The 24306-nt window shown below is 63.8% G+C and carries 21 protein-coding genes and 1 pseudogene; 11 read left to right on the top strand and 11 right to left on the bottom strand.

What is annotated here, in order from left to right:
- Positions 1 to 5: 5 nt before the first annotated feature.
- From algG to yaaA, 7 genes are all read right to left on the bottom strand, one after another.
- Positions 6 to 1562 (bottom strand): mannuronan 5-epimerase AlgG, encoded by a 1557-nt coding sequence (gene algG, locus RTH46_RS12550; RefSeq protein WP_153784856.1) that lies wholly within the window; start codon positions 1560 to 1562, stop codon positions 6 to 8.
- A 19-nt stretch (positions 1563 to 1581) separates the two neighbouring features.
- Complete coding sequence (locus RTH46_RS12555) at positions 1582 to 3060, bottom strand: alginate export family protein (protein WP_153784855.1); 1479 nt, start codon at positions 3058 to 3060, stop codon at positions 1582 to 1584.
- Positions 3057 to 4550, bottom strand: a complete 1494-nt coding sequence (algK, locus tag RTH46_RS12560; RefSeq protein ID WP_316905811.1) for an alginate biosynthesis TPR repeat lipoprotein AlgK — start codon at positions 4548 to 4550, stop codon at positions 3057 to 3059. The genes RTH46_RS12555 and algK overlap by 4 nt, the downstream gene beginning before the upstream one ends.
- Positions 4551 to 4562: 12 nt before the next feature.
- Positions 4563 to 5729 carry an alginate biosynthesis protein Alg44 gene (locus RTH46_RS12565; RefSeq protein WP_316905812.1) on the bottom strand — a complete coding sequence of 389 codons (1167 nt, stop codon included), beginning with the start codon at positions 5727 to 5729 and terminating at the stop codon, positions 4563 to 4565.
- Between the two features lie 36 nt (positions 5730 to 5765).
- Positions 5766 to 7247 carry a glycosyltransferase family 2 protein gene (locus RTH46_RS12570; RefSeq protein WP_316905813.1) on the bottom strand — a complete coding sequence of 494 codons (1482 nt, stop codon included), beginning with the start codon at positions 7245 to 7247 and terminating at the stop codon, positions 5766 to 5768.
- Between the two features lie 71 nt (positions 7248 to 7318).
- Positions 7319 to 8635: a nucleotide sugar dehydrogenase gene (locus tag RTH46_RS12575; RefSeq protein WP_153784851.1), complete on the bottom strand. Its 1317-nt coding sequence runs from the start codon at positions 8633 to 8635 to the stop codon at positions 7319 to 7321.
- 804 nt (positions 8636 to 9439) lie between these two features.
- Positions 9440 to 10219, bottom strand: coding sequence for a peroxide stress protein YaaA (gene yaaA / locus RTH46_RS12580; protein ID WP_153784850.1), 780 nt, complete (start codon positions 10217 to 10219; stop codon positions 9440 to 9442).
- A gap of 149 nt (positions 10220 to 10368) precedes the next feature.
- On the opposite strand from yaaA, the gene RTH46_RS12585 reads away from it, so the two are divergent.
- From RTH46_RS12585 to RTH46_RS12615, 7 genes and pseudogenes are all read left to right on the top strand, one after another.
- Positions 10369 to 11487 carry a polysaccharide deacetylase family protein gene (locus RTH46_RS12585; protein WP_153784913.1) on the top strand — a complete coding sequence of 373 codons (1119 nt, stop codon included), beginning with the start codon at positions 10369 to 10371 and terminating at the stop codon, positions 11485 to 11487.
- 46 nt (positions 11488 to 11533) lie between these two features.
- Complete coding sequence (locus RTH46_RS12590; protein ID WP_153784849.1) at positions 11534 to 11755, top strand: hypothetical protein; 222 nt, start codon at positions 11534 to 11536, stop codon at positions 11753 to 11755.
- A 96-nt stretch (positions 11756 to 11851) separates the two neighbouring features.
- A complete protein-coding gene (locus RTH46_RS12595; RefSeq protein ID WP_316905814.1) occupies positions 11852 to 13246 on the top strand; it encodes a PhoH family protein in 1395 nt (464 codons plus the stop codon).
- Between the two features lie 123 nt (positions 13247 to 13369).
- The gene (gene moaC / locus RTH46_RS12600; RefSeq protein ID WP_153784847.1) at positions 13370 to 13840 is read left to right on the top strand and encodes a cyclic pyranopterin monophosphate synthase MoaC; all 471 of its coding nucleotides are present in this window, start codon (positions 13370 to 13372) and stop codon (positions 13838 to 13840) included.
- A complete protein-coding gene (gene moaD, locus RTH46_RS12605; protein WP_153784846.1) occupies positions 13840 to 14085 on the top strand; it encodes a molybdopterin converting factor subunit 1 in 246 nt (81 codons plus the stop codon). Before moaC ends, moaD begins: the two co-directional genes overlap by 1 nt.
- 2 nt (positions 14086 to 14087) lie before the next feature.
- Complete coding sequence (moaE, locus tag RTH46_RS12610) at positions 14088 to 14534, top strand: molybdopterin synthase catalytic subunit MoaE (RefSeq protein ID WP_153784845.1); 447 nt, start codon at positions 14088 to 14090, stop codon at positions 14532 to 14534.
- A 166-nt stretch (positions 14535 to 14700) separates the two neighbouring features.
- A pseudogene (locus tag RTH46_RS12615) lies at positions 14701 to 15477 on the top strand (ABC transporter substrate-binding protein).
- Positions 15478 to 15506: 29 nt separating this feature from the next.
- On the opposite strand, the gene RTH46_RS12620 reads toward RTH46_RS12615, so the two are convergent.
- The 4 genes from RTH46_RS12620 to RTH46_RS12635 form a co-directional block, all read right to left on the bottom strand.
- A complete protein-coding gene (locus tag RTH46_RS12620) occupies positions 15507 to 16133 on the bottom strand; it encodes a transcriptional regulator (RefSeq protein ID WP_279845153.1) in 627 nt (208 codons plus the stop codon).
- Positions 16134 to 16222: 89 nt separating this feature from the next.
- A complete protein-coding gene (locus RTH46_RS12625) occupies positions 16223 to 17173 on the bottom strand; it encodes an ornithine cyclodeaminase family protein (RefSeq protein ID WP_316905815.1) in 951 nt (316 codons plus the stop codon).
- Positions 17174 to 17392: 219 nt separating this feature from the next.
- Positions 17393 to 18856: an ATP-dependent RNA helicase RhlB gene (rhlB, locus tag RTH46_RS12630; RefSeq protein WP_316905816.1), complete on the bottom strand. Its 1464-nt coding sequence runs from the start codon at positions 18854 to 18856 to the stop codon at positions 17393 to 17395.
- A 92-nt stretch (positions 18857 to 18948) separates the two neighbouring features.
- Positions 18949 to 19605 carry an alpha/beta hydrolase gene (locus RTH46_RS12635; protein WP_153788256.1) on the bottom strand — a complete coding sequence of 219 codons (657 nt, stop codon included), beginning with the start codon at positions 19603 to 19605 and terminating at the stop codon, positions 18949 to 18951.
- A 336-nt stretch (positions 19606 to 19941) separates the two neighbouring features.
- Here RTH46_RS12635 and RTH46_RS12640 point away from each other — a divergent pair, with 336 nt between their 5' ends.
- The 4 genes from RTH46_RS12640 to RTH46_RS12655 all read left to right on the top strand — a co-directional run bounded on the left by RTH46_RS12640 (position 19942) and on the right by RTH46_RS12655 (position 24099).
- Complete coding sequence (locus tag RTH46_RS12640) at positions 19942 to 20970, top strand: amino acid ABC transporter substrate-binding protein (RefSeq protein ID WP_153788255.1); 1029 nt, start codon at positions 19942 to 19944, stop codon at positions 20968 to 20970.
- Positions 20971 to 21037: 67 nt separating this feature from the next.
- Positions 21038 to 22216 (top strand): amino acid ABC transporter permease, encoded by a 1179-nt coding sequence (locus RTH46_RS12645; protein ID WP_153788253.1) that lies wholly within the window; start codon positions 21038 to 21040, stop codon positions 22214 to 22216.
- Positions 22217 to 22226: 10 nt separating this feature from the next.
- Entirely contained in the window at positions 22227 to 23324 is a 1098-nt protein-coding gene (locus RTH46_RS12650) for an amino acid ABC transporter permease (RefSeq protein WP_125462686.1), read from the top strand.
- A gap of 10 nt (positions 23325 to 23334) precedes the next feature.
- Positions 23335 to 24099, top strand: coding sequence for an amino acid ABC transporter ATP-binding protein (locus tag RTH46_RS12655; protein ID WP_153788251.1), 765 nt, complete (start codon positions 23335 to 23337; stop codon positions 24097 to 24099).
- The last annotated feature ends 207 nt before the right edge of the window (positions 24100 to 24306 follow it).

A 24306-nucleotide genomic window follows, 5' to 3' on the forward strand; every position in this document is an offset into this window, starting at 1 on the left:
CTTCCTTAATCGATCATTTCGGTCTGGCGTTCGACCGGGTCGATCAGCACGGCCTTCTGCTGGCGCACCAGCAGGTCGAGGATTTCGTCCTGGCGCTCGCCCAGCACACCGTTGAAGCTGATGCCGTTGGCCTTGCGCGGCATCAGCATCGACACCTTGTACAGCTCCACCGACAGCGGCGAGTCGATCGACAAGGGGCCGGAGCCATTGGCCGCCAGCTCGCCACCGACCACGATCAGTGACACCTTGGTGTCGAACGGGTCGAGGGCGATGTCGCGGTCGGTGTCGGAGAGGTCCTTGATGTGCCCGTATACGCCCACCAGGCCATTGGCCATGGCGACGTTCTCGTACAGGCGGATGTTCACGCTGTTGCGCACGCGGATGCCGTGGCGGCGGTTGTTGATCAGCTTGTTGCCCCAGATCAGGTTGTCGCCGCTCTCGTACAAGGTGATGCCGTCGGTGTGGTTGCGGTAGATCTCGTTGTAGGCGATCAGGTTGTTGACGCTGTTACGGTCGATCACCACGCCCGAGAGCTTGTTGTCGTAGCTCTTGTTGTTGATGATCCAGCTGTCGTTGACCTCGCGGGAGACGATGATCCCGTGCTTTTTCTTGGTGCCGTACACCGTGTTGCCGGCGATGATCAGGCGGTGCGAGCGGTCGTGGGGGTCGATGCCGTAGACGATGTTGTCGCGGTAGGTGCTGTCCTTGACCACGAAGTCGCTGGTCTCGTAGCAGTAGAAGCCGTACCACATGTCGCTGAACTCGGAGCCGATGATCCAGCCGGTGGGTTCCGGGCGGCCCATCTGCTTGGCCATGTTCGGCGTGTACTGCGAGATGCTCACACCATAGGACTTGGACTTGGCGTAGCCGAAGCTGGCCATCTTGCTGTTGACGATGTAGGTCTCGGTGCCGCCCCAGCTGAGCAGGAACGGGCGGAATTCATCGGGCTTGCGGAAGGTTGCCGGGCCATTGGCCTGTTCACGCCAGCCGGTTACCCGGGTGTCGCTGACGAACAGCTTGCCGTCATTGACGATGAACGCGCCGCCCTCTTCGGACAGGCGCAGCTCCTTAACCTTGCCGTCGATCTCCAGCACGCCCTTGCGCCCGACCACGATCGGCAGGCGCGCCAGGTAGACGCCCGGCGCGGTTTCGCGCAGGTACTGGTCGGGTACCTTCTTGCTCAGTTCCACCAGGTCGACATGGCCGTCGTCGACGAAGATCGCCTGGGGGATGCCGTGCTGGCGGCGCACCCATTCGGCGCCCTTGTTGTCGCCGCCGATGAACTCCTTGAGGGTGTCTTCCTGGAGCATGCGGCGCACGCTGACCTTGCCCTTGTGCGCGCGGTCGATCTTCTTCTGCACGGCGGCGGCGGTGTAGCCGGACAGGTCGGGCAGCTTGGGCGGGTCCATCAGCAGCGGCTCGATCGGCGCGCTGGCAACGGTGTAGGTCTTGGCCTGTTGCAGCCCCTTGGCCATTTCCGGCTCGGCGGCCTGGGCCAGGCCTGCGGCCAGCAGCAGGGCGCTGGCCAGCAGGCTATGGCGAAGGTTCGGGTGCAGGTTCATGTCAAATCCTCTCCCGGCCTCAGAAGCGCCAGATCACGTCGACGAAGGCGCGGTGCATGTACGAGTCGGCCTCTTTGCCGTAGGCGTCGCCCGGCTTGAACACACCGGCGCGCAGGCGCACCAGCGCCGAAGGCTCGTCGATCGACTGGCTGAGCGAGGCCGGCAGCAGGCCTTGCTTGAAGTACTTGGTCACGACCACGTCCATTTCCTGGCCGAGGTCTTTCTCGCCGTTGACCAGCGGGCGGTTCACGCCGCCGTCGTCGACTGTCGCGTTGATGCCGCTGGAGCCGATGTTCTGCTTGCCATCGACACGCCAGAACTTGTGGTAGATGAGGCTGGCGTCGTAGTCGTCGCGCAGCTGCCAGGAGGTGAACAGGGTGGCCGCCTGCAGGTTGCCCAGCTCGCCGCGGAAGGCTTCGCCGAAGCGGTGCACGCGCGAGCGGGTGCCGGTGAAGTTGGAGCGGTTGCTCTCGAGGCCGGTCTGCTCGAAGTTGTTCGAACCGTCGCTGCCACCACCGCCGCTGCCTCGGGCGTAGGCCGCGCCGACCTGCCAGTTGGGGTCCAGGCGCAGGCGGATGCCAAGGTCGGTGGCCCAGGCGTTGACGTCGCCGCTCTGCTTGCCGGTGGCGACCTGGTCGTTGCCCACGGCCTGGCTGCTGAGGGTGTCGCGGTCGCCGGTCAGCCAGGTGACGCTGCCCCAGTAGTTGACGGTGTGGTCGTTGCGCCAGTTGTAGGCGTCGCTGTTGGCTTCCAGGCCCAGCCAGGTGAGATCGCCGGTGCGGGTCTTGTCGAGGGCGTCGACGCTTTCGCCGGGGCTCTTCAGGCTGCCGCTGTCGTGGGTGTGGTGGGCGCGCACGCCGACCCAATGGCCGGGCGTCCACTGGGTGGCGACGTTGCCGAAGATGTGCGTGCGGTCCTTGTCTTGCGGGGCCAGCTCGGTGAGGTCGGTGCGGTATTCGCTGAAGCGCTGGGCCACGCCCAGGTCGGCCTTGAGCAGGGTGGTGTCGAAGGTCCAGTTCAGGGCTTCGATGTTGGTGTCGCGCCACATGCCGTCGTCGCTGCGCAGGCGCTGGCGGCCCAGGCGCAGTTGCTCGCCGGGGTAGGCGGTGAGGCCGCTGTAGCCGACCCAGAATTCGCGCATGGCCAGGTAGCTCTTGTCCGGCTTGCGGCTGTCGTCGCCATTGTCGGTGGTGCTGCCGTCGTCGTTCTGGCGCAGGGTGTCGGTTTCGATGATGTCGGTGGCGGTGACCGCCTGGCCCATGGCGAAGGCGCTCCAGTTGCCACGCTCGCCGTACACCCAGGGGCGCAGGTCAAGGCCCAGGCCGTTGACGTCGCCGCCGGAGCGGGTGCCCAGGTCGCGGTCGTCCTCGGACTGGCCGGTGATCTTCACATCCAGGCCGAAGTTCTTCTGTGCGGTTTCGGCGGCCAGGGTCGGCATCGACCACAACAGGGCGAAGCTCAGGCCGATGCCGGCTTTCACGAAGGGGTTGAGCGTCATAGCGAATCCTCGGCGTCTACGGCTGTTTCGTCGTCTTGCAGGGCCTCGATGGCCAGGGTGCTGTTACCGCCCTGGAACAGGCTGCTGCGCGCCTGTTTTTCCTGCGCCAGCAGTTGCTGGGCCTGGCTGCGCTGTTCGGGCGTGAGCTGCTGGTCGAGCTGCTGCAACAGCTCGCTCGACTGCGGCGTGGGGTTGACCTGCGACAGTTGGGCGAACACCCAGGCATTGGTGGGCGCGGGGCGGATGCCATGGCCTTCGCTGAACAGCTGGGCGAGGGCGTAGTCGGCGCTGTTCTGCCCGCCACGGGCGGCGCTGAGCAGGTGGTCGACGGCTTTCTGCGGCTCGACGGTGCCCAGGTAGCCACGGCGGTAGAGCTGGCCGAGGTAGTAGTCGGCGCTGACTTCACCGGCGTCGGCGGCGGCCTGCAGGTGCTGTTCGGCCTTGGCGGCATCGGCCGGCACGGTCTTGCCTTCGTAGTAGAGGCGGCCCAGCAGCAGTTCGGCGCGCGGCTGTTCGGCTTCGCGGCCCTTGTCGATGTAGGCCAGCAGTTGCTCGGTGTCGCCCAGTTCGGGGAAGTCGTAGAGCAGCTGCGCCAGGCTCACCCAGGACGCCGGGTTGGCCGGGGCGACTTGCTCGAGCAGGGCCTTGGCGGTCTTCTCGTCGGTCTGGCCCAGGCTGCGGTCGGCCAGCACGCGGGCGACGCTGTCGACCCGGGTGGCCGGCACCGCGCCACGGGCGTAGGCGGCCTTGAGCTGGTCGAGCAGGGCGGCCTGCTGGTCGGGCTGGGCGCGTTTCTGGTAGACGGTGGCCAGTTCGACGTAGCAGATGTCGGTGCTGGTCAGCGCGGCCTTGCAGATTTTCTCCACGTCGCCCAGGTGCTGGTCGTAGCTGCCCTGGGTGCGGTACAGCAGCACCTGGGCCAGGCCCGCTTCGGGGTTGCCGGCGGCGCGCCACTGGTCGATCTGCTGCTGGGCGTTGACCTTGGGGAAGCTCTGCGGGTACTGCAGGTAGAGCATCGCCAGCGGGATCAGGGTGTTGCCTTCGCCTTGCAGCGCGGCCTGCTTGAGCAGGCGCTCGGCCTCCTCGCGCTCGGCCTGGGTGCTGTCGGGCTTGGCTACCAGCAGGCGGCCAAGGCGGGCCTGGGCGCGGGGCGAGGTGGCGGCTGCGGCGCGGTAGGTGGCCTCGGCCTGCTTGAGCTTGGCCGGCTCGCGGGTGGCCACCTGGATATCGGCCAGGCCCACTTGCGCGTCGCTGTAGCCGAGGTCGGCCAGGGCCTTGTAGTTGCGCTCGGCGGTGGCGGTGTCGCCGCGCTTGAGGGCTTCGTTGGCCAGGCGCTGGTCGGGCAGGCCGGCGCAGCCGGCCAGGGTGATGGCCAGGGCCAGGGTGCACCAGGTGTAGGGGCGAGCGCTGTGCGCTCGATCGCGGGGCAAGCCCGCTCCCACGGGGTGAGGCGCGGTCCCTGTAGGAGAAAAACCATTCAAAGGTTTCATCGTCCGATCCTCTTACAGCCCGCGGGCCACGGCCTTGTCGATCAGCCAGTTCAGCGACGGGCCACGGTCGCTGTTGACCGCGGCCGGGCGGCCGGCGAGTTCTGCCGGCAGGCCGTCGTCGGGCTTGATCTGCACGCGGATATCGGAGGCCAGGTTGTCGGTGTCCAGGCTGCTGCTGCCGACGATGCGGCCGCTGCGTACCTCGTCTTCGCCGGCGATCTGGAAGTTGACCCGGGTGCCCGGCTTCACTTCGTCGAACTGGCGGTAGCTGAAGCGCGCTTCGACCATCGGGTTGCTGGTCCGCGGGATCAGCGCGAACACCGGCTGGCCCTTGCTGGCGTACTGGCCGTCATCCACCAGCTGGCGCGACACCACGCAGTCGCACGGGCTGGTGAGCGTGCCGGAAAGCTGCTTGCCGAACAGCTCCTCGACCTTGGCCGGCTCCAGTTGCGAATCGTCCAGGTGGCCCTTGAGCAGATCGAGCATGCTGGTGTTGAAGGTCGCCAGCGGTGCGCCCTTGGCCACCGGGGTGCCGTTTTCGACCAGGCTTTGCACGCTGCCGTCGCGGGGCATGGTGACGGTGGTGGTGGGCACGGCGACCACGCCGGCCTCGGCATGGCTGACGAAGTACAGGCCGTACAGCGACTTGGCGACGAAACCGAAGGCCACCAGGCCGACCACGAACACGCCGGCGGTGACGGTGACCGCCTTCAGGCGGCCGAAGGCCGACAGGCCAGAGCCTGCGTTGTTCTGCTTGCGCGCCTTGGTGAAGTTGTCGCGTTGCAAGGTGCTGAGCACGTCGCCGACGCTGATCAGCTCACCGGACAGGTGGCTGGTGATGATGTGGCGCAGGGTGGCGATGTCGCGCGGTTCCAGGTTCTGGAACTCGGTGCCGGTGCGGCCCGTGTCGCGGCTGCTGGTGCGCACCAGCAGCTCGACGTCCATCGACAGCCCCAGGTTGTCGACCACGAACTGCAGGCGCCCGCGCAGCACTTCGCCTTCGGCGAGCGGTTTCTTGGCGTGGAAGGACAGGCCCCCGGCGGAAAGATCGTCCACCTTCACATCGTGCGGCTCGCGGTTGCCGTCCAGGTAGCGCAGCTTGGCGGGGATGCGTACCCGGGCGTGCTGGCGCTGCGCTTCGGACTCATGCACGACATTGACGTTCACGGCGGTATTCATGGCGATTTCGTTCCTGTTATCCGATCCGGGTTGGGCTCACACGACCATGAACAGCACGGCGACGAAGATGCTCGCGGCCGAGAAGGTCATGGTCCGCGAGGACCAGGTGTTGAACCATTGTTGAAAGCTGGCGAGGTCGCGCTTGAGGGCAGTGGGCTGGCGGGTCCAGGACTGCCTGTCGAGGCGGAAGAACACGTAGATCTTCATCACCGCACCGACGATCTGGTTGTAATAGAGAATCAGCGGGTAGGCGGGGCCGACGTTGTGGCCCGAGCACAGCAGCATGACGGTGAGGATCAGGCGGGTGATGCCGATCCACAGCAGGTACACCAGCAGGAACTGCAGGCCGAACTTGAAGCTGGCGATCACCGCCACGGTCAGGCCCAGCAGGCTGGTCCACATCGACACGCGCTGGTCGAACAACACGATGCTGGTGAACAGCCCCAGGCGCTTGAGGCCCAGGCCCAGGGCGCGGGAGTTCTGCCGCAGGTTGTTGCCGTACCAGCGGTACATCAGTTTGCGGCTGGCCTTGACGAAGCTCTTCTCCGGCGGGTGTTCGACCGTGTTGATCGCCGCGTCCGGCACGTAGAAGGTGTCGTAGCCCAGGCGCATCAGGCTGAACCAGCTCGACTTGTCGTCGCCGGTGAGGAACTTGAAGCGGCCCAGGCGCCAGTGCATCAGCGAGTCGCTTTCCACATCGGCGATGAACTCGGGGTCGGTCACTACGCTTGCGCGGAACATCGACATGCGCCCGGTCATGGTCAGCACGCGTTTGCTCAGGGCCATCGAGCACATGTTGATGTGGCGCTGGGCGAAGCGCAGCTTGTGCCACTCGCTCATGATGTAGCCGCCGCGCACTTCACAGAATTCGTTGGTGGTCAGGCCGCCGACGTTGGGGTAGAGCTTGAACCAGGGCACGGTCTTGCGGACCACGCCCTCGCCGAGCACGGTGTCGCCGTCGATCACCGCCACCACGGCGTGGTCGTCGGGCAGCATCCGCGAGATGGCGCGAAAACCGTAGGCCAGGCCGTCGCGCTTGCCGGTACCGGCGATGCGCACGATGTCCAGGGTGACGTGGTCGGGCGGGTTGTACTTGGCCCACAGGCTCTTCACCAGCAGCTCGTCGGACTTCTCCACCAGCGAGCAGACCACGGTGGTGGGGAAGCCGCAGTCGATCGCCTCGCGGATCACCGAGCTGTACACCTGGGCGGTGGTCAGGGCGTCGATGCGAAAGCTGGTGACCATCAGGTACACGTGCGACGGGTCGGCCGCCGTGCCCAGCTTCTGCACCTTGCGGCGCAGGTAGGGGTAGACGATGTACAGGAAGATCATGCCGCGGATGAAATGGGTGGCGCCCATGGAGTAGCGCCAGATGCCGACAGCACCGACCAGGAAGATGAAGTGCTTCGACTGCGAATCGAAGATATCGCTGGGCAGGGCCAGGGCGATCAGCATGAGCAGGCTCATGTAGAGCAGCCAGCCGGCGCACTGCAACAGCACTGTCTGGAACCTTTGCATGTTCGGCATCCGTCGAGAATTCGGGGGTGGGCGGGCGGCGCGCTGGGGAGGGACGCGCCGCCCGGCCGGGGTTACCAGCAGATACCTTCGGTACGGCTGGTGGTGCAGGTCGGCTTGCTCATGAAACCGACCAGGTCGATCACTTGCTTGCCTTCCGGCGCTTGCTGGGCGAGGGCGCGGAACTGCTCGTCACGGTTGCCCAAAACGATGATCTCGGCGTCGTTGACCACCTGCTCGAAGTTGGCGTTGAGCAGCGAGGAAACGTGGGGGATCTTCGACTCGATGTACTCCTTGTTGGCGCCATGCACCCGGGCGTACTCGACGTTCTGGTCGTAGATGTCGAGCTGGTAGCCCTTGCCGATCAGGCGTTCGGCAAGTTCCACCAGCGGGCTTTCGCGCAGGTCGTCGGTACCGGCCTTGAAGCTCAGGCCGAGCAGGGCGACCTTGCGCTTGTCGTGGCTTTCGATGATGTCGAAGGCGTTCTGCACCTGGGATTCGTTGCTGCGCATCAGCGAGTCGAGCAGCGGTGCCTTCACATCCAGGCTGGCGGCGCGGTAGGTGAGGGCGCGCACGTCCTTGGGCAGGCACGAGCCGCCGAAGGCGAAGCCCGGGCGCATGTAGTACTGCGACAGGTTGAGCACCTTGTCCTGGCAGACCACGTCCATCACCTCGCGGCCATCGACGCCCACGGCCTTGGCGATGTTGCCGATCTCGTTGGCGAAGGTCACCTTGGTGGCGTGCCACACGTTGCAGGTGTACTTGATCATCTCGGCCACTTCGATCGGCTTGCGGATGACCGGGGCGTCGAGTTCTTCGTACAGCGCCTGCAGCACGTCGCCGCTGGCGCTGTCCAGTTCGCCGATGACGGTCATCGGTGGCTGGTCGTAGTCCTTGATCGCGGTGCTTTCACGCAGGAACTCGGGGTTGACCGCGACGCCGAAGTCGACGCCGGCCTTCTTGCCCGAGCAGTCTTCGAGGATCGGGATCACCACGTTCTTGACGGTGCCCGGCAGCACGGTGCTGCGTACCACGATGGTGTGGCGGCGGCTGGTATCGCGCAGTACGTAGCCGATTTCGCGGCACACCGACTCGATGTATTCCAGGCCCAGGTCGCCGTTTTTCTTGCTTGGGGTACCGACGCAGATCATCGACACGTCGCTGGCACGGATGGCTTCGGCGAAATCGGTGGTGCCACGCAGGCGGCCATTGGCCACGCCCTGTTGCAGCAGTGCTTCCAGGCCCGGCTCGACGATGGGCGACTTGCCCCGGTTGATCAGGTCGATCTTGGTGCTGGACACGTCCACACCAATCACTTCATGGCCGCGTGCCGACAGGCAACCGGCACAGACTGCACCCACATAACCCAAACCAAAGATGCTGATACGCATCGCATTCACCTCGTGTGTTTGTCACGCCGGCCCTTGTTCGAAAGAGCCAGCCGGGTTGATTGACCAGCAGTTTTCGGGCGCACGGCTCCCTGGCGAATTGACACTTCACCGTGCGCAGGCATGAATAAATCCGGAGCGCAGAAAGTTATGCACTCAACGTTGGCAAGCTAAGGCCAGTATTAATAAGGCGTGCCCTGAAATGCAGCCGTCTTTATTGCAGTTCGCCGTATGCGCACTGCTGTGCTTGTTTTTTCAAGTGGATAAATCCTTTGAAATCAACCACTAGGACGTATGTTAGGGGCGCTTGTCTCCTGCATGGATAATGGCTTTTGGCACTTCCTGTACCGCCTTTGAAGTTTGTTTGGTTGTGCCCGATAGCGGCACTTTGTCATCTGTAAGTCATCTCTCACGCTGCGGCGCTTGAAACTTGTTACGGGTGCTATGAGCCGTGCGGCGCGGTAGAAGTTCCTGGCCGGGTTCAGCGCGGATGAAAGATTTCTAAATATTTTTTCAGTGGCAAATACTTTCACTTTGATGGCACGCGCTAGTTTCACCCCCGGTTATAAAGGGCGAAAACGAAGCGGGATGGTTATATGCCAGCATTCGAAAAATATTTTCAAAATTCGTCAAAAAAGTACGAACGGTCTTATGGCGTTTTGCGATAAAGGTAGGCGTGGTGGTTTTTTGGCGTCTGAAAAATGGCGTTTCAGGGTGTGCCCCGTTGCAGGGCCGCCAATGCAATCGCGGGGCAAGCCCGCTCCCAAGTGGTTCGTGGGAGCGGGCTTGCCCCGCGATGAACAACAATCAGCCTTCGGCGTGATCGCGCAGGAACACCAGGTGATCGGGCTTGGACTGCTCGGCGCTGTAGTAGTAGCCCTGCACATCGAAGCGCTTGAGCTGCTCGGGGTCGTTGATGCGCTGCTCGATCACGAAGCGGCTCATCATCCCGCGGGCCTTCTTGGCGTAGAAGCTGATGATCTTGTACTGGCCGTTCTTCAGGTCCTTGAAGTCGACGTTGATCACCCGCGCCTTCAAGGCGCTCTTCTTCACCGCGCTGAAGTACTCGTTGCTGGCCAGGTTGAGCAGCACGTCGTCGCCCTGCTCGGCCAGGGCCTGGTTCAGCCACTCGCTGATGCGCGTGCCCCAGAAGGCATACAGGTCCTTGCCGCGGGCATTGGCCAGCTTGGTGCCCATTTCCAGGCGGTAGGGCTGCATCAGGTCCAGCGGGCGCAGCAGGCCGTACAGGCCGGAAAGCATGCGCAGGTGGTCCTGGGCATAGCTGAAGTCGTCTTCGGTCAGGCTTTCGGCGTCCAGGCCGGTGTACACGTCACCCTTGAAGGCCAGCAGCGCCTGCTTGGCGTTGGCAGGGCTGAAGGCCGGGGTCCAGCTGCCGAAGCGCGCGGCGTTGAGGCCGGCGAGCTTGTCGGAGAGGTGCATCAGTTCGCTGATCTGTGCCGGCGACAGTTCGCGCAATTGCACGATCAGTTCCTGGGAGTCGTCCAGGTACTGGGGCAAGGTGTGGCGCTGGGTTACCGGCGGGGTGTCGTAGTCGAGGGTCTTGGCGGGGGAAATCACCGTCAGCATCGGGTCGGCTCCTGGAATCAATGGGCGGATTCTACGGGGCCGACGGGGCAACGCCAAACTATGGCGACGATAGCCAGGGCACATGGCCACGGAGTTTCGCCGGGCGTCGCGCTATAGTGCGCGGCATGCCTTCATGGAGACCGTTCATCGTGCGTATCGCTTTTGCCTTGTTGGCCGGGCTGCTTAGCCTGGGCGTACAGGCTGCCCCTGCGGATTTCGTCAGCTTCGAGCGCAGCCTGTGGCCCGAAAAGCTCGACAGCCCGGCGTTGTTCGACGTGGCCTCGCGCGCCGAGATTCTTTCGTTTGCCCGGGTACTGCACGAGAGCGAAATGCTCGATGAGCAGGCGCTGGCGGCGCGCCTGGGCCTGCGCCAGGTCAACTTGCCGGTGATCCGTGCGCTGCGGGCGCGCATGTGGCAGCGGCTGTGGACTAACTATCAGCAGGCGCAGCAGAGTTGCGAGCAGGATGCGTCGTTTTGCTATCCGCTGGAGTCGATGGCTGATTTGCGCATGAAGTCGGCCACGTTCGCAGCAGAAGTCGGCAAGTTTTATGCTGCCTGGATCGAGCCCAGCCACCAGTTCCACTCCCGCTACCTGGACGAGCTGCTGCGCAAGGCGGCGGTGTTCCCGCAGACCTCCAGCGAGGTGGAAAAGCTGTCCGCGCGCGAGCGCAACGGCGATGAGCTCAACGACCGCATGTTCCTCCTGAGCTTCGTCGGCGGCCCCGGCCCTGTGGGCGGCAACACCGACGGCCTGGCCGACTATCTGCGTCGGCAGAAGCTCGACGGCATCTTCTTCGTGCTGGGCAATCGGCTGCAGCAGCGTCGTGACAGTGGGGCGCTGGCCGGGCTGTATGCAGGCCAGTGCGTGGGCATCCAGGGCTGGGAGTACCGCTCCCATGCCCAGTGGCAGGGCTGGCAGGATTCGCTGCGGCGCAGCCAGGCGCGGGTTCAGGCGGACCTGCCAGCGCAATATGTGCCATTGTTCCGCCCGCCCTACGGGCAGCGGCGCGGGGATGGCGAGGCGTTCATGGCCGGCCAGCAGTTGCGGGTGTCATTGTGGGATATCGATGCACAGGATGACGGGCCGTTGACCGCCGAAGCCTCGGCGCAGCGGGTGATGACCCTGATGCTGTTGTGGCGCAAGGGGGTGATCCAGTTCCGTGACTACCTGCCCAAGGCGCAGCCGGCGCTGGAGTGGTTGTTGCAGCATACGGCGCAGAGCGGGATTGGCTGGGAGGGGTGTCGGGAGTATGGGGTGAAGGAATAGGTTTGGCTGTTGATTGGGTGTTGGCGGCTATGTGTAGGGCGCTGCAATGTCTGAACTGATCACCAAAAAACCAGCAAAAACACCGCATCTGATCTCTGAGCGTAGTCCCACCCACCCCTCGCGCCAAGCCCTGTTCGTCAATCGGAAAAATAAACTTCATCTGTGCGTAAAAAGACTTTTTACCGTCATGGTTTTTGCGGTATCAAGGAACCAGACAGCCGAATCCTGCAGCACAGGTGGCGTCATCCACGCCAGCCTTGCCAGGTGAAATCCCCGCCCGTAACAACGCGGATACGGGGAAAACGGCAGTCACTTTGCGGCGCAGCCGTATGCGCCGTGTGGCTTTCACATAAGGTGACCGAGTATGGATGACCAAGGACGCAACCCTTCCTCCAACCAGCCAATCCTGTATGTGCTCGATACCAACGTCCTGATTCACGACCCTAACGCCCTGCTCAACTTCGAGGAGCACCACGTCGCCCTGCCGATGACGGTGCTGGAGGAACTCGACAAGCTCAAGACCGGTAAACACACCATCGCCGCCGAATGTCGCCAGGCCATCCGCCTGATCGACCAGACCCTGGGCGACGCCTCGCCCAGTGACGTCGAGCAGGGTGTCCCGATCCAGCGCGGCAAGAGCGGGCCCAAGGGCTTCCTGTCCATCCTCATGAGCACGCGCAACGAACCGAACCGCCTGCTCCCCGAAAACCTTGCCGACAACATCATCATCAACCAGTTGCTGGACCTGCGCGCCAAGCGCCCGGACCTGGACGTGGTGCTGGTCACCAAAGACATCAACATGCGCCTGAAGGCGCGCGCCTGCGGGATTGCCGCCGAGGACTACAGCACCGACCAGCTGGTCGACGACGTGTCCCTGCTGTCCAAGGGCTACCACTCGGTCACCGGCTCCTTCTGGGACCGGGTCAGCAAGGTCGACACCCGTCAGGAGCGTGGGCGCACCTGGCACCGGGTACAGATGATCGACAACCTGCCGGCCGTGCACATCAACGAGTTCATCATCGATGAGCAGGGCTTCGTCGGTTGGGTCAAGGGCATCCGCGAAAGCGAACTGCTGCTGCTCGACCTGCACCAGGAACCGCTGCTGCACCAGGAGGCCTGGGGCCTGAAACCGCGCGACATCCACCAGAGCCTGGCGCTGTTCGCCTTGCTCGACCCGGATATCCACCTGGTCAACCTGACCGGCGCCGCCGGCTCCGGCAAGACCATCCTGGCACTGGCCGCGGCCATCGAGCAGACCATGGTCAGCAAGCGTTACCGGCGCATCATCGCCACTCGCAGCGTGCAGGGGCTGGACCAGGAGATCGGCTTCCTGCCGGGCACCGAGGCGGAAAAGATGGAACCGTGGCTGGGCGCCATCACCGACAACCTCGAAGCCTTGCACATGGATGACGAGAGCACCCACGGCAGCGTCGAATACATCCTCGAAAGGGTCCCGCTGCAGTTCAAGTCGATGAACTACATCCGCGGGCGCAGCTTCCAGCAGAGCCTGATCCTGATCGACGAGTGCCAGAACCTCACCCCGCACCAGATGAAAACCATCATCACCCGTGCCGGTGCAGGTTCGAAGGTGGTCTGCCTGGGCAACCTGGCGCAGATCGACACCCCCTACCTGTCGGCCACCAGTTCCGGGCTGACCTACCTGACCGAACGCTTCAAGGACTTCCCCCACGGCGTGCACATCACCCTGCAAGGTGTGCCGCGCTCGGTACTGGCCGAGTACGCCGAGTCGCATCTGTAACACTTCGCGGGGCCGGCCCACTCCCAGGTTTTCATGTGTGGGAGTGGGCCGGCCCCGCGATGCCCTCTGCTCAAAGCTGACCCACGGGTTTACACTCTGCTTTCCCTTCACAGGAGCAGAGCTGTGCTGACTCATCTTGATTCCCAGGGGCGCGCCAACATGGTCGACGTCACTGAAAAAGCCGTGACCGCACGCGAGGCGCTGGCCGAGGCGCGGGTGCGCATGTTGCCGGCCACCTTGCGCATGATCGTCGATGGCGAACACCCCAAGGGTGACGTATTCGCCGTGGCGCGTATCGCCGGCATCCAGGCGGCGAAGAAGACCAGTGACCTGATCCCGCTGTGCCACCCGTTGATGCTCACCAGTGTCAAGGTCGAGCTGGCCGCCGAGGGCGAGGACGTGGTGCACATCGTCGCGCGCTGCAAGCTGGCCGGGCAGACCGGGGTCGAGATGGAAGCGCTGACCGCGGCCAGTGTCGCCGCGCTGACCATCTACGACATGTGCAAGGCGGTGGATAAAGGCATGGTCATCGAGCAGGTGCGCCTGCTGGAGAAGCTCGGCGGCAAGAGCGGCCACTACAAGGTGGAGGGGTGATGAAGGTCAAGGTCATGTATTTCGCCCGCTATCGCGAATTGCTCGGCGTCGATGCCGAGCGGGTGGAGGGCAGCTTCAAGGTGCTGGACGATGTGCGCCAGGCTTTGGTGGCCAAGGGTGGGCAGTACGCCGTGCTGGCCGAACAGAACCTGATGTGCGCGCGCAACGAAGAACTGTGCAGGCTCGATGAGCCGCTGGAGGAGGGCGACGAAGTCGCGTTCTTCCCGCCGGTGACCGGAGGCTGAGCATGGCCGTACGTGTGCAGGAGGCGGCGTTCGACCCGGGGTTCGAGGTCAACGCCATGCACGCCGCCAACGTCGGCGTGGGTGCGGTGGTCGGCTTTGTCGGCTACGTGCGCGATTTCAACGATGGCCAGGACGTGGCGGGGATGTTCCTCGAACACTACCCGGGCATGACCGAGAAGGCCCTGGCCAAGATCGTGGTCGAGGCCGAGGGGCGCTGGCCGCTGCTCAAGGTCGAGGTGTTGCACCGCATCGGGGCCCTGGAGCCGGGCGAACCTATCGTGTTCGTCGGGGTGGCCAGCGCACACCGCCAGGCGGCATTCGACGCCTGCAACTTCATCATGGATTACCTCAAGACCCGGGCGCCGTTCTGGAAGAAAGAACAGACCGGCGACGGCCCGCGCTGGGTCGAGGGCAAGCAGAGCGATGAGGATGCTGCCCGGCGCTGGTGAGTCAGCTTTTTCGGGGCGTGCATTTCGTCTCGGAGGTGGTTGAGTTTCAAGACACAAAAGTCCAGTATGGAATCATAAGTACAAAATGATTCCATACGGCCTTGCGGCCTTTGTCTTTACCTCTGTCTTGCACCACAACCTCCAATAATGAGCGAGCGAGATTCCGATGAAGAAAATCAACCTGATCAGTGGTCTGGCCCTGGGCCTGTTGGCCAGCAGCAACCTGTTCGCCGCCAATTCCGAGCTGCGAATTGGCATCGAAGCGGCCTACCCGCCGTTTGCCTCGAAGAATGACAAGGGCGAAATCGTCGGTTTCGACTATGACATCGGCAATGCCTTGTGCGCGCAGCTCAAGGTCAAGTGCGTGTGGACCGAGGTCGAATTCGACGGGTTGATCCCGTCGCTGAAGGTGAAGAAGATCGACGCCGCCCTGTCGTCGATGACCATCACCGACGAGCGCAAGAAGTCCGTGGATTTCACCCACAAGTACTAGTTCACCTCGTCACGGCTGGTGATGAAGAAGGGCGCGGCGGTCGATGACCAGTACCAGAGCCTGGTCGGCAAGACCATCGGCGTGCAGCGCGCCACCACCACCGACCGCTACGCCACCGAAGTGCTCGAGCCCAAGGGCGTCAAGGTCAAGCGCTACAGTAACAACGAAGAGATCTACATGGACCTTGCATCGGGGCGTGTGGATGCGATCTTCGCCGACACCATTCCGCTGGATGACTTCCTGTCAATGCCGCGCGGCGCCGACTACGCCTTCGTCGGCCCGGAGCTGAAGGACCCGAAATACGTCGGCGAAGGTGCCGGCATTGCCGTGCGCAAAGGCAACAGCGAGTTGGTCAGCCAGCTCAATGGCGCCATCGACGCACTGCGCGCCAGTGGCGAATACCAGAAGATCCAGGGCAAATACTTCAAGTCGGACATCTACGGCGACTGAGCCGCCCCGCGCTCAAGGCCTGAGCCTGCTCAGGCCTTGAGTTCCTTCAGGTGCTTGTACACCGTCGCCCGTCCCATCCCCAGCACGTTGGCCACGTAGTTGGCCGCACTCTTGCCTTTGAACGCGCCCTCGGCATGCAGGGCCAGCACCAGCTCGCGCTTGTGGTCGCGGTTGAGCACGCTCAGGCTCAGCTGGTGCTCGCGCAGCCAGCCATTGAGGAAGGTGTTGATGCGTTCCTGCCAGTCGTCGCGAAACAGCGCATCGGGCTGGGGGATCAGCCGGCTCGGCGAGAGGAACAGGTCCAGCGCCGCCCGGGCGTTTTCAAACAGCGAGATGTTCAGGTTGATGCACAGCACCGCCACGGGCTTGCCTGCACCGTCGCGTAGCACGGTGCTCAGCGAACGGATCTTCTGCCCGTCCCAGTTGAGCTTCTCGTAGGGGCCGATGTTGGTTTCGTCGGTGCCGGGCTCAAGCAGGTCTTCCAGGGCGGCATCGTCGCCGATCTCGCGTTTGGACAGGTTGTTGGCGATGTAGTCGATCTTCTGGCTGCGCAGGTCGTGCAGCACCACTTCGGCATGGGGGAAGAACAGGGTGGCGATCGCGTCGGCGATGGCCCGGTAGTTGTCCAGGGCCGGGTCGGGGCAAGGTGAAGGCATCGTGGCAGGCTCCATGCGGTATCAGCGCCCTTGTGCCAAGGGCGCTGGGAGTGTGCCGCAATCACGGCGGCGCGTCATCCGGGCCGGCCTCAGCTGGCCTGCTGCAGGCGATACAGGGCATTGGCCAAGGCGATGTCTTCCAGGCCAAGGCCGATGGAGCGGAAGAACGCGTGGCGCTGGTAGCTCGGCACGGGCGCCCGGCCGCTGAGCAGTTGCGAAAGGTCGCCGATGATCGCCTCGGGCCGCCAGCCGGTCTGCTCGGCGGCGATCAGCATTTCGCCGGCACTGCCTGGGGTGGTTACCCGGTAATCGCAGTACACATCCATGTGTTGCAGGCTGGCCGGTGGTACTTCATGGGCGCGCACGGCATTGGTGCTGATCGAGGTGATCAGGGCTGGCTTGCTCAGTTGGCTGGGGTCGATCACCGGGCCTGCCGAGGAGGTGCACAGCATGATCACGTCGGCATCGATCAGCGCCTGCTCCAGGCTGTCGGCCAGTTGCAGGCGATGGTCGAGGTCGGTCAGCTGCTGGCGTTGCGCGGCGCTCTGCTGGACGAGGCTTGGCGAGAACAGGCGGATCTCCTGCCATTGGCGCAGGCCACGCACGTAGTGCAGATGGGCACGGGCAATGGCGCCGCTGCCGATCACGGCCAGGCGCCGGGCCTGGGGCGAGGCCAGGACGTCGACGGCCACGGCGGTGGTGGCGGCGGTGCGCGCGGTGGTCAGCTCGCCGGCGTCGCAGAGCAGCAGCGGCTGGCCGCTGTCCATCGACATCAGCAGGGTCCAGGCCGTCACCAGCGGGCCCTGCTCGCGGACGATGTAGGGTGAGGTCTTGATCCCGTAGACGCGCTCCTCGGCCAACACCCCGCCATAGTTGATGAAGTCGCCGCGTCCGGCGGGGAACTCCACCAGTTGCTGAGGGGGTTGCACCGCTTCGCCTGCGGCCAGGTCGCGGAACAGCTTGCGCAGGATTTGCGGCACGTCCAACTGGCCGAGCAGGTGGCGGGCGTGTTGTTGATCGATGATGAGGGGCGTGGGCATGGACGGCTCCTGATAAACAATTCTGTCCATTATGGACTTTTTGTTCTGTGGAGCAATATCGCGGGTACAGGCTGCGCGGTCAAGCAAAGCAATTGGGGCCGCCCTGCGGCCCTTCGCGGGGCAAGCCCGCTCCCACAGGTACGGCATTGCGTGATTCCTGTGGGGGCGGGCTTGCCCCGCGAAGGGCTGCAGAGCAGCCCCAATAAGTGTGGCAGTGCCTCAGTGCCCTTTGCGCGGCACCGGCTTGAGCAGTTCGTCCGGGGGCATCTCGCACTTGATCTTGCGCCCCAGCAGTTCCTCGATCGCCGGCAACTGGTAGGAGTCGTCCTCACCAGCGAAGCTGATCGACACACCCTCGGCACCCGCGCGGCCGGTACGGCCAATGCGGTGCACGTAGTCGTCCGGGTCTTCCGGCAGGGTGAAGTTGATCACATGGCTGATGCCGTCGATGTGGATGCCACGGCCGGCCACATCGGTGGCCACCAGCACGGTGATGCGCCCTTCGCGGAAGTTCTCCAGGGTGCGGATGCGCTTGTGCTGCGGCACATCGCCGGAAAGCTGGGCGGCGTTGATGCCGTCGCGCACCAGTTTTTCCTCGATGCGCCGCACTTCGTCCTTGCGGTTGGCGAACACCATCACCCGTTCCCACTTGTTCTGCGTGACCAGGTTGTACAGCAGCTTGTACTTGTCGCTGCCGGCCACGGCGTAGACGTGCTGCTCGACGGTTTCGCTGGCGACGTTCTCCGGCTCGATCTCGACGATGGCCGGGTTGGTGGTCCACTGCTTGGCCAGGTTCATCACGTCGTCGGTGAAGGTGGCGGAGAACAGCAGGGTCTGGCGCTCGCTCTTCGGTGGGGTCTGGCGGATGATCTGCCGCACCTGGGGGATGAAGCCCATGTCGAGCATGCGGTCGGCTTCGTCCAGGACCATCACCTCGACCATGTCCAGGTGCACCTCGCCGCGCTGCTGGAAGTCCAGCAGGCGGCCCGGCGTGGCCACCAGGATGTCGCAGTGGCGGGCTTCGAGGGCCTTGAGCTGCTTGTCGAAGTCCATGCCGCCGACGAAGCTCATCACGTTCAGGCCGCTGTACTTGGTCAGGGCCACGGCGTCCTTGGCGATCTGCACCACCAGCTCGCGGGTCGGGGCGATGATCAGCGCGCGCGGTTCGCCCATGTAGCGTTCCTTGGGCGGCGGGGTCTGCTGCAGCTGCGAGATGATCGAGATCAGGAACGCGGCGGTCTTGCCGGTGCCGGTCTGGGCCCGGCCAATGGCGTCCTGGCCACGCAGGGTGTAGCCCAGCACGCCGGCCTGGATCGGCGTGCAATACGGGAACCCGAGGTCGTGGATGGCATGCATCAGCTCGTTGGAGAGCTTGAAGTCGTGGAAGCGGGTCTTGCCCTCTTGCGGCTCGACCACGAAGTCTTCGGGCTTCCACAGGCTGGCCTGGGGTTTAGGCTTGCGCTCGCGACGCGGCTTTGGCGTGGCGGGCTGCTGCGCGCGGACAGGCTCGCTGGCCGGCTTGTCGGCGGCGGCCGGCGCGGCTTTGGGCTTGGCGCTGGCGCGCGGCGCAGTCTGTTCGGGGGCCGGTTGCGGAGCCGGCGCGGGCGGGGTCACGGCGACGGGCTCGGCGGCTGGCGGCGCGGCGTCTCCCTTGGCGAATATTTTCTTGAGTGCCTTGAGCACGATCGTCTCGTCAACTGGTTAAGGAATGTACGCCGGGCAGTGTAATGCAAGAATCGGGCGCGGCGTAGTGCAATGCTCGGGCGGCTACAGGCTCACTGCAACTGGCGGCTCAGCCAGTCGTGGATATCGTTCAGCTCGGCCACCGCCACCTCGTGTTCCATCGGGTATTCGTGCCATTGCGCGGCCACACCCCAGGTATTGAGGTATTCGAACGCGGTGCGGCCCATCGAGGGGATCACCACCGGGTCATGCACACCGTGCAGGCACAGCGCGGGCGTGCGCTGCTGGCAGGCGCTCAGTTGCTGGCTGTCGGTGAAGGTCGGGGCGTAGGTGGACAGGGCAATCACCCCGCCCAGCGCTTCCTGCCACTTTATATAGGCGGTGTGCAGCACCACGGCGCCACCCTGGGAAAAGCCCGCCAGGATGATCCGCGACAGGTTGATGCCCTTGGCCTGTTCGGCCTTGATCAGCGCGATGATCTGCGCGGCCGACTCCTCAAGCTGCGCTTCGTCGATGGCCCGCGCCGGGGTCATGGCCTTGATGTCGTACCAGCTCGGCATTTCATAGCCGCCGTTGATGGTCACCGGGCGGGTAGGGGCCTGGGGCATGACGAAGCGGGTGCTGAGCAGGCGCTCCTGGAGAAACTCGGCCACCGGTAGGAAGTCGTAACGGTCGGCCCCCAGGCCGTGCAACCAGATCACACAGGCGTCGGCGGTGTTCTGGGGTTCGAGAATCAGCGGGTTGGTCATGACTGCTCCGAAAAAGTGCGTGCGTACGTAATGAGTGCGTAAAAAGAAGGCGATGGAGGTTAATGCCAGAAAAAGATGTCGCAACTCTACAACTTTTCCTACTTGACGCCCGCTTAATCGCTTAAGCCTGCAACTGTGGTACGCCCTTTGCTATGACCTTGTCATGCGAAGGAGTGGGCCAGTCACGGTAACACCCCTCGTGTGGATATAAAGGCTGTCATAGAACAGCTCATTGCGCCAATTGACCCAAAAACAAGCCAACACGGGGTCGGATGCGCCTCATAAGGGTGCGGTGCAATTCCGGCTCGTACAACAAGAGCGATTTGGAGGTTGTTGATGAAGATGTTGAAATCCACCCTGGCAGTCCTGACCGCCGCCGCTGCACTGGGTACCCTGGGTACCGCGCACGCCGGCGCCACCCTCGACGCGGTGCAGAAGAAGGGCTTCGTCCAGTGTGGCGTGAGCGACGGTCTCCCGGGTTTCTCGGTCCCTGACGCCAAAGGCAACATCGTCGGCATCGATGCCGATGTCTGCCGCGCCGTGGCCGCCGCCGTGTTCGGCGACGCCAAGAAGGTCAAGTTCAGCCAGCTCAACGCCAAGGAGCGCTTCACCGCGCTGCAGTCCGGCGAAGTCGACGTACTGTCGCGCAACACCACCTGGACCAGCTCGCGCGATGCCGGCATGGGCCTGGTGTTCGCCGGCGTCACCTACTACGACGGCATCGGCTTCCTGGTGAACAAGAAGCTCGGCGTTTCCAGCGCCAAGGAGCTCGACGGCGCCACCATCTGCATCCAGGCCGGTACCACCACCGAGCTGAACGTCTCCGACTACTTCCGCGCCAACGGCCTGAAGTACACCCCGATCACCTTCGACACCTCCGACGAGAGCGCCAAGTCGCTGGAGTCGGGCCGTTGCGACGTGCTGACCTCCGACAAGTCGCAGCTCTACGCACAGCGCTCCAAGCTGGCCGCGCCGACCGACTACGTGGTACTGCCGGAAACCATCTCCAAGGAGCCTCTGGGCCCGGTGGTGCGTAAAGGCGACGAAGAGTGGTTCAGCATCGTCAAGTGGACCCTGTTCGCCATGCTCAATGCCGAAGAGATGGGCATTACCTCGAAGAACGTCGAGGCCGAAGCCAAGGCCACCAAGAACCCCGACGTCGCCCGCATGCTCGGCGCCGACGGCGAGTACGGCAAGGACCTGAAGCTGCCCAAGGACTGGGTGGTACAGATCGTCAAGCAGGTCGGCAACTACGGTGAAGTGTTCGAGAAGAACCTGGGCAAGGAAACCCCGCTGCAGATCGACCGCGGCTTGAACGCCCTGTGGAACAACGGCGGCATCCAGTACGCACCGCCAGTGCGCTGATGCCTGCACCCTGCGGCGGCATCCAGCCGCCGCAGGTCGTTCGACTCCCTTCTTTTCGGGGCACTTCATGCAAAATCAAATCGGCGCACGGAAAGGGTTTTCCCTTAGCGATCCACGTGTGCGCGCGTGGCTGTTCCAGATCGTCACGGTGGTCTTCGTGGCCGGCCTGGGCTGGTACCTGTTCCACAATACCCAGACCAACCTGCAGCACCGGGGCATCACCTCGGGCTTCGACTTCCTCGAGCGCAGTGCCGGCTTCGGCATTGCCCAGCACCTGATCCCCTATGTGGAATCGGACAGCTATGCCCGGGTGTTCGTCATCGGCCTGCTCAACACCCTGCTGGTGACCTTCATCGGCATCATCCTGGCGACGCTGCTGGGCTTCATCATCGGCGTGGCACGGCTGTCGCAGAACTGGATGATCAACAAGCTGGCGACGGTATACGTGGAGACCTTCCGCAACATCCCGCCGCTGCTGCAAATCCTGTTCTGGTACTTCGCGGTGTTCCTCACCCTTCCGGGGCCGCGGGGCAGCATCAATATCGACGACACCTTCTTCATCAGCAACCGTGGCCTGAACATGCCCGGTGCCTCGATGGCCGAGGGCTTCTGGCCGTTCGTGGCGGCGCTGGTGCTGGCAATCGTCGCCATCGTGCTGATGGTGCGCCATGCCAACAAGCGCTTCGACGAGACCGGCCAGCCGTTCCACAAGTTCTGGGTCGGTCTGCTGCTGTTCATCGGCATCCCTGGCGTCTGTGCGCTGCTGTTCGGCAGCCCGGTGCACTGGGAAGTGCCGCAGCTCAAGGGCTTCAACTTCGTCGGTGGCTGGGTGCTGATCCCCGAGCTGCTGGCGTTGACCCTGGCGCTGACCATCTATACCGCAGCGTTCATCGCTGAAATCGTGCGCTCCGGCATTCGCTCGGTCAGCCATGGCCAGACCGAAGCGGCCCGCTCGCTCGGCCTGCGCGAAGGCCCGACGCTGCGCAAGGTGATCATCCCCCAGGCGCTGCGGGTGATCATTCCGCCGCTGACCAGCCAGTACCTGAACCTGGCGAAGAACTCGTCGCTGGCCGCCGGTATCGGCTACCCGGAGATGGTCTCGCTGTTCGCCGGTACCGTGCTCAACCAGACCGGCCAGGCCATCGAGGTGATCGCCATCACCATGAGCGTCTATCTCGCCATCAGCATCAGCATTTCGCTGCTGATGAACTGGTACAACAAGCGCATTGCGCTGATCGAACGGTGAGGGTACTTCCGTGACAGCTCATGTTTTCAAACCTGACATGCCGCCACCGGTGAAGACCATCGGCGTGCTCGCCTGGATGCGGGCCAACCTGTTCTCCAGCTGGCTGAACACCCTGCTGACGCTGTTCGCCCTGTACCTGGTGTGGCTGATCGTGCCGCCCTTGCTGCAATGGGCGTTCATCGATGCCAACTGGGTCGGCACCACCCGTGCCGACTGCACCAAGGACGGCGCCTGCTGGGTGTTCATCCAGCAGCGTTTCGGCCAGTTCATGTATGGCTACTACCCCAGCGAGCTGCGCTGGCGCGTCGACCTGACCGTCTGGCTCGCGGTGCTCGGCGCCGCGCCGTTGTTCATCAAGCGCTTCCCACGCAAGGCCGTGTATGGGCTGGGCTTCCTGGTGCTGTACCCGGTGCTGGCCTACACCCTGCTGCATGGCGGTTACCTGGGCCTGGCCAACGTACCCACCAACCAGTGGGGCGGCCTGATGCTCACCCTGGTGATCGCCACGGTCGGCATCGTCGGTGCGCTGCCGCTGGGTATCCTGCTGGCCCTGGGGCGCCGTTCGAACATGCCGGCGGTGAAGGTGGTCTGTGTCACCTTCATCGAGTTCTGGCGCGGCGTGCCGCTGATCACCGTGCTGTTCATGTCCTCGGTGATGCTGCCGCTGTTCCTGCCCGAGGGCATGAGCTTCGACAAGCTGCTGCGGGCGATGATCGGCGTGATCCTGTTCCAGTCGGCGTACATCGCCGAGGTGGTGCGCGGTGGCTTGCAGGCCATCCCCAAGGGCCAGTACGAAGCGGCCGCGGCCATGGGCCTGGGCTACTGGCGGGCGATGGGCCTGGTGATCCTGCCCCAGGCGCTCAAGCTGGTGATCCCCGGCATCGTCAACACCTTCATTGCCCTGTTCAAGGACACAAGCCTGGTGATCATCATCGGCCTGTTCGACCTGCTCAACAGCGTCAAGCAGGCGGCTGCCGACCCTGCCTGGCTGGGCATGGCGACCGAAGGCTACGTGTTCGCCGCCCTGGTGTTCTGGATTTTCTGTTTCGGTATGTCCCGCTACTCCATGCATCTGGAGCGCAAGCTGGACACTGGCCACAAGCGTTAGGAGTTTCGAAATGAGTGAAGCGATCAAGCAGCCTGCCGGCCCCGAAGGCATCATCCAGATGCAGGGCGTGAACAAGTGGTACGGCCAGTTCCATGTGCTCAAGGACATCAACCTGAATGTGCGCCAGGGTGAGCGCATCGTGTTGTGTGGGCCGTCCGGCTCGGGCAAGTCGACCACCATCCGCTGTCTCAACCGCCTGGAAGAGCACCAGCAGGGGCGCATCGTCGTCGACGGTGTGGAGCTGACCAACGACCTCAAGCAGATCGAGGCGATCCGCCGCGAGGTGGGCATGGTGTTCCAGCACTTCAACCTGTTCCCGCACCTGAGCATCCTCGAGAACTGCACCCTGGCGCCCATGTGGGTACGCAAGATGCCGCGGCGCAAGGCCGAGGAAATCGCCATGCACTTCCTGGAACGCGTGCGTATTCCAGAGCAGGCGCACAAGTACCCGGGGCAGTTGTCCGGTGGTCAGCAGCAGCGCGTGGCGATTGCCCGGGCACTGTGCATGAAGCCGAAGATCATGCTGTTCGACGAACCGACCTCGGCGCTGGACCCGGAGATGGTGAAGGAAGTGCTCGACACCATGGTCAGCCTGGCCGAGGACGGCATGACCATGCTCTGCGTGACCCACGAGATGGGCTTTGCCCGCACCGTGGCGAACCGGGTGATCTTCATGGACAAGGGCGAGATCGTCGAGCAGGCGTCGCCGGACGAATTCTTCGACCGGCCGCGCAGTGACCGGACCAAGTTGTTCCTGAGCCAGATCCTGCATTGATGCAGTTGGGGCCGCTTCGCGGCCCAATCGCCGGCAAGCCGGCTCCCACAGGAATCTCAAAGCTGGACTGCCCCCAAGAAGTTGGACACCAATCCAACCCTTGGGGGATTTATGGGCAAGTACACCGAGCGCTTCAAGCTCATAGCCATCAGCGCCTACCTAGAAGGCAACAATGGCTTCAGGAAGGTAGCGCAGCATTTTGGTATC

The sequence above is a fragment of the Pseudomonas sp. zfem004 genome (assembly GCF_032621715.1).
In the GTDB taxonomy this organism is placed as follows: domain Bacteria; phylum Pseudomonadota; class Gammaproteobacteria; order Pseudomonadales; family Pseudomonadaceae; genus Aquipseudomonas; species Aquipseudomonas sichuanensis.

Coding starts and splice junctions, on each gene's coding strand:
- algG (WP_153784856.1), bottom strand. CDS start 1,562: ATGAACCTGCACCCGAACCTTCGCCATAGCCTGCTGGCCAGCGCCCTG.
- RTH46_RS12555 (WP_153784855.1), bottom strand. CDS start 3,060: ATGACGCTCAACCCCTTCGTGAAAGCCGGCATCGGCCTGAGCTTCGCC.
- algK (WP_316905811.1), bottom strand. CDS start 4,550: ATGAAACCTTTGAATGGTTTTTCTCCTACAGGGACCGCGCCTCACCCC.
- RTH46_RS12565 (WP_316905812.1), bottom strand. CDS start 5,729: ATGAATACCGCCGTGAACGTCAATGTCGTGCATGAGTCCGAAGCGCAG.
- RTH46_RS12570 (WP_316905813.1), bottom strand. CDS start 7,247: ATGCAAAGGTTCCAGACAGTGCTGTTGCAGTGCGCCGGCTGGCTGCTC.
- RTH46_RS12575 (WP_153784851.1), bottom strand. CDS start 8,635: ATGCGTATCAGCATCTTTGGTTTGGGTTATGTGGGTGCAGTCTGTGCC.
- yaaA (WP_153784850.1), bottom strand. CDS start 10,219: ATGCTGACGGTGATTTCCCCCGCCAAGACCCTCGACTACGACACCCCG.
- RTH46_RS12590 (WP_153784849.1), top strand. CDS start 11,534: ATGTCTGAACTGATCACCAAAAAACCAGCAAAAACACCGCATCTGATC.
- RTH46_RS12595 (WP_316905814.1), top strand. CDS start 11,852: ATGGATGACCAAGGACGCAACCCTTCCTCCAACCAGCCAATCCTGTAT.
- moaD (WP_153784846.1), top strand. CDS start 13,840: ATGAAGGTCAAGGTCATGTATTTCGCCCGCTATCGCGAATTGCTCGGC.
- moaE (WP_153784845.1), top strand. CDS start 14,088: ATGGCCGTACGTGTGCAGGAGGCGGCGTTCGACCCGGGGTTCGAGGTC.
- RTH46_RS12620 (WP_279845153.1), bottom strand. CDS start 16,133: ATGCCTTCACCTTGCCCCGACCCGGCCCTGGACAACTACCGGGCCATC.
- RTH46_RS12625 (WP_316905815.1), bottom strand. CDS start 17,173: ATGCCCACGCCCCTCATCATCGATCAACAACACGCCCGCCACCTGCTC.
- RTH46_RS12635 (WP_153788256.1), bottom strand. CDS start 19,605: ATGACCAACCCGCTGATTCTCGAACCCCAGAACACCGCCGACGCCTGT.
- RTH46_RS12640 (WP_153788255.1), top strand. CDS start 19,942: ATGAAGATGTTGAAATCCACCCTGGCAGTCCTGACCGCCGCCGCTGCA.
- RTH46_RS12645 (WP_153788253.1), top strand. CDS start 21,038: ATGCAAAATCAAATCGGCGCACGGAAAGGGTTTTCCCTTAGCGATCCA.
- RTH46_RS12655 (WP_153788251.1), top strand. CDS start 23,335: ATGAGTGAAGCGATCAAGCAGCCTGCCGGCCCCGAAGGCATCATCCAG.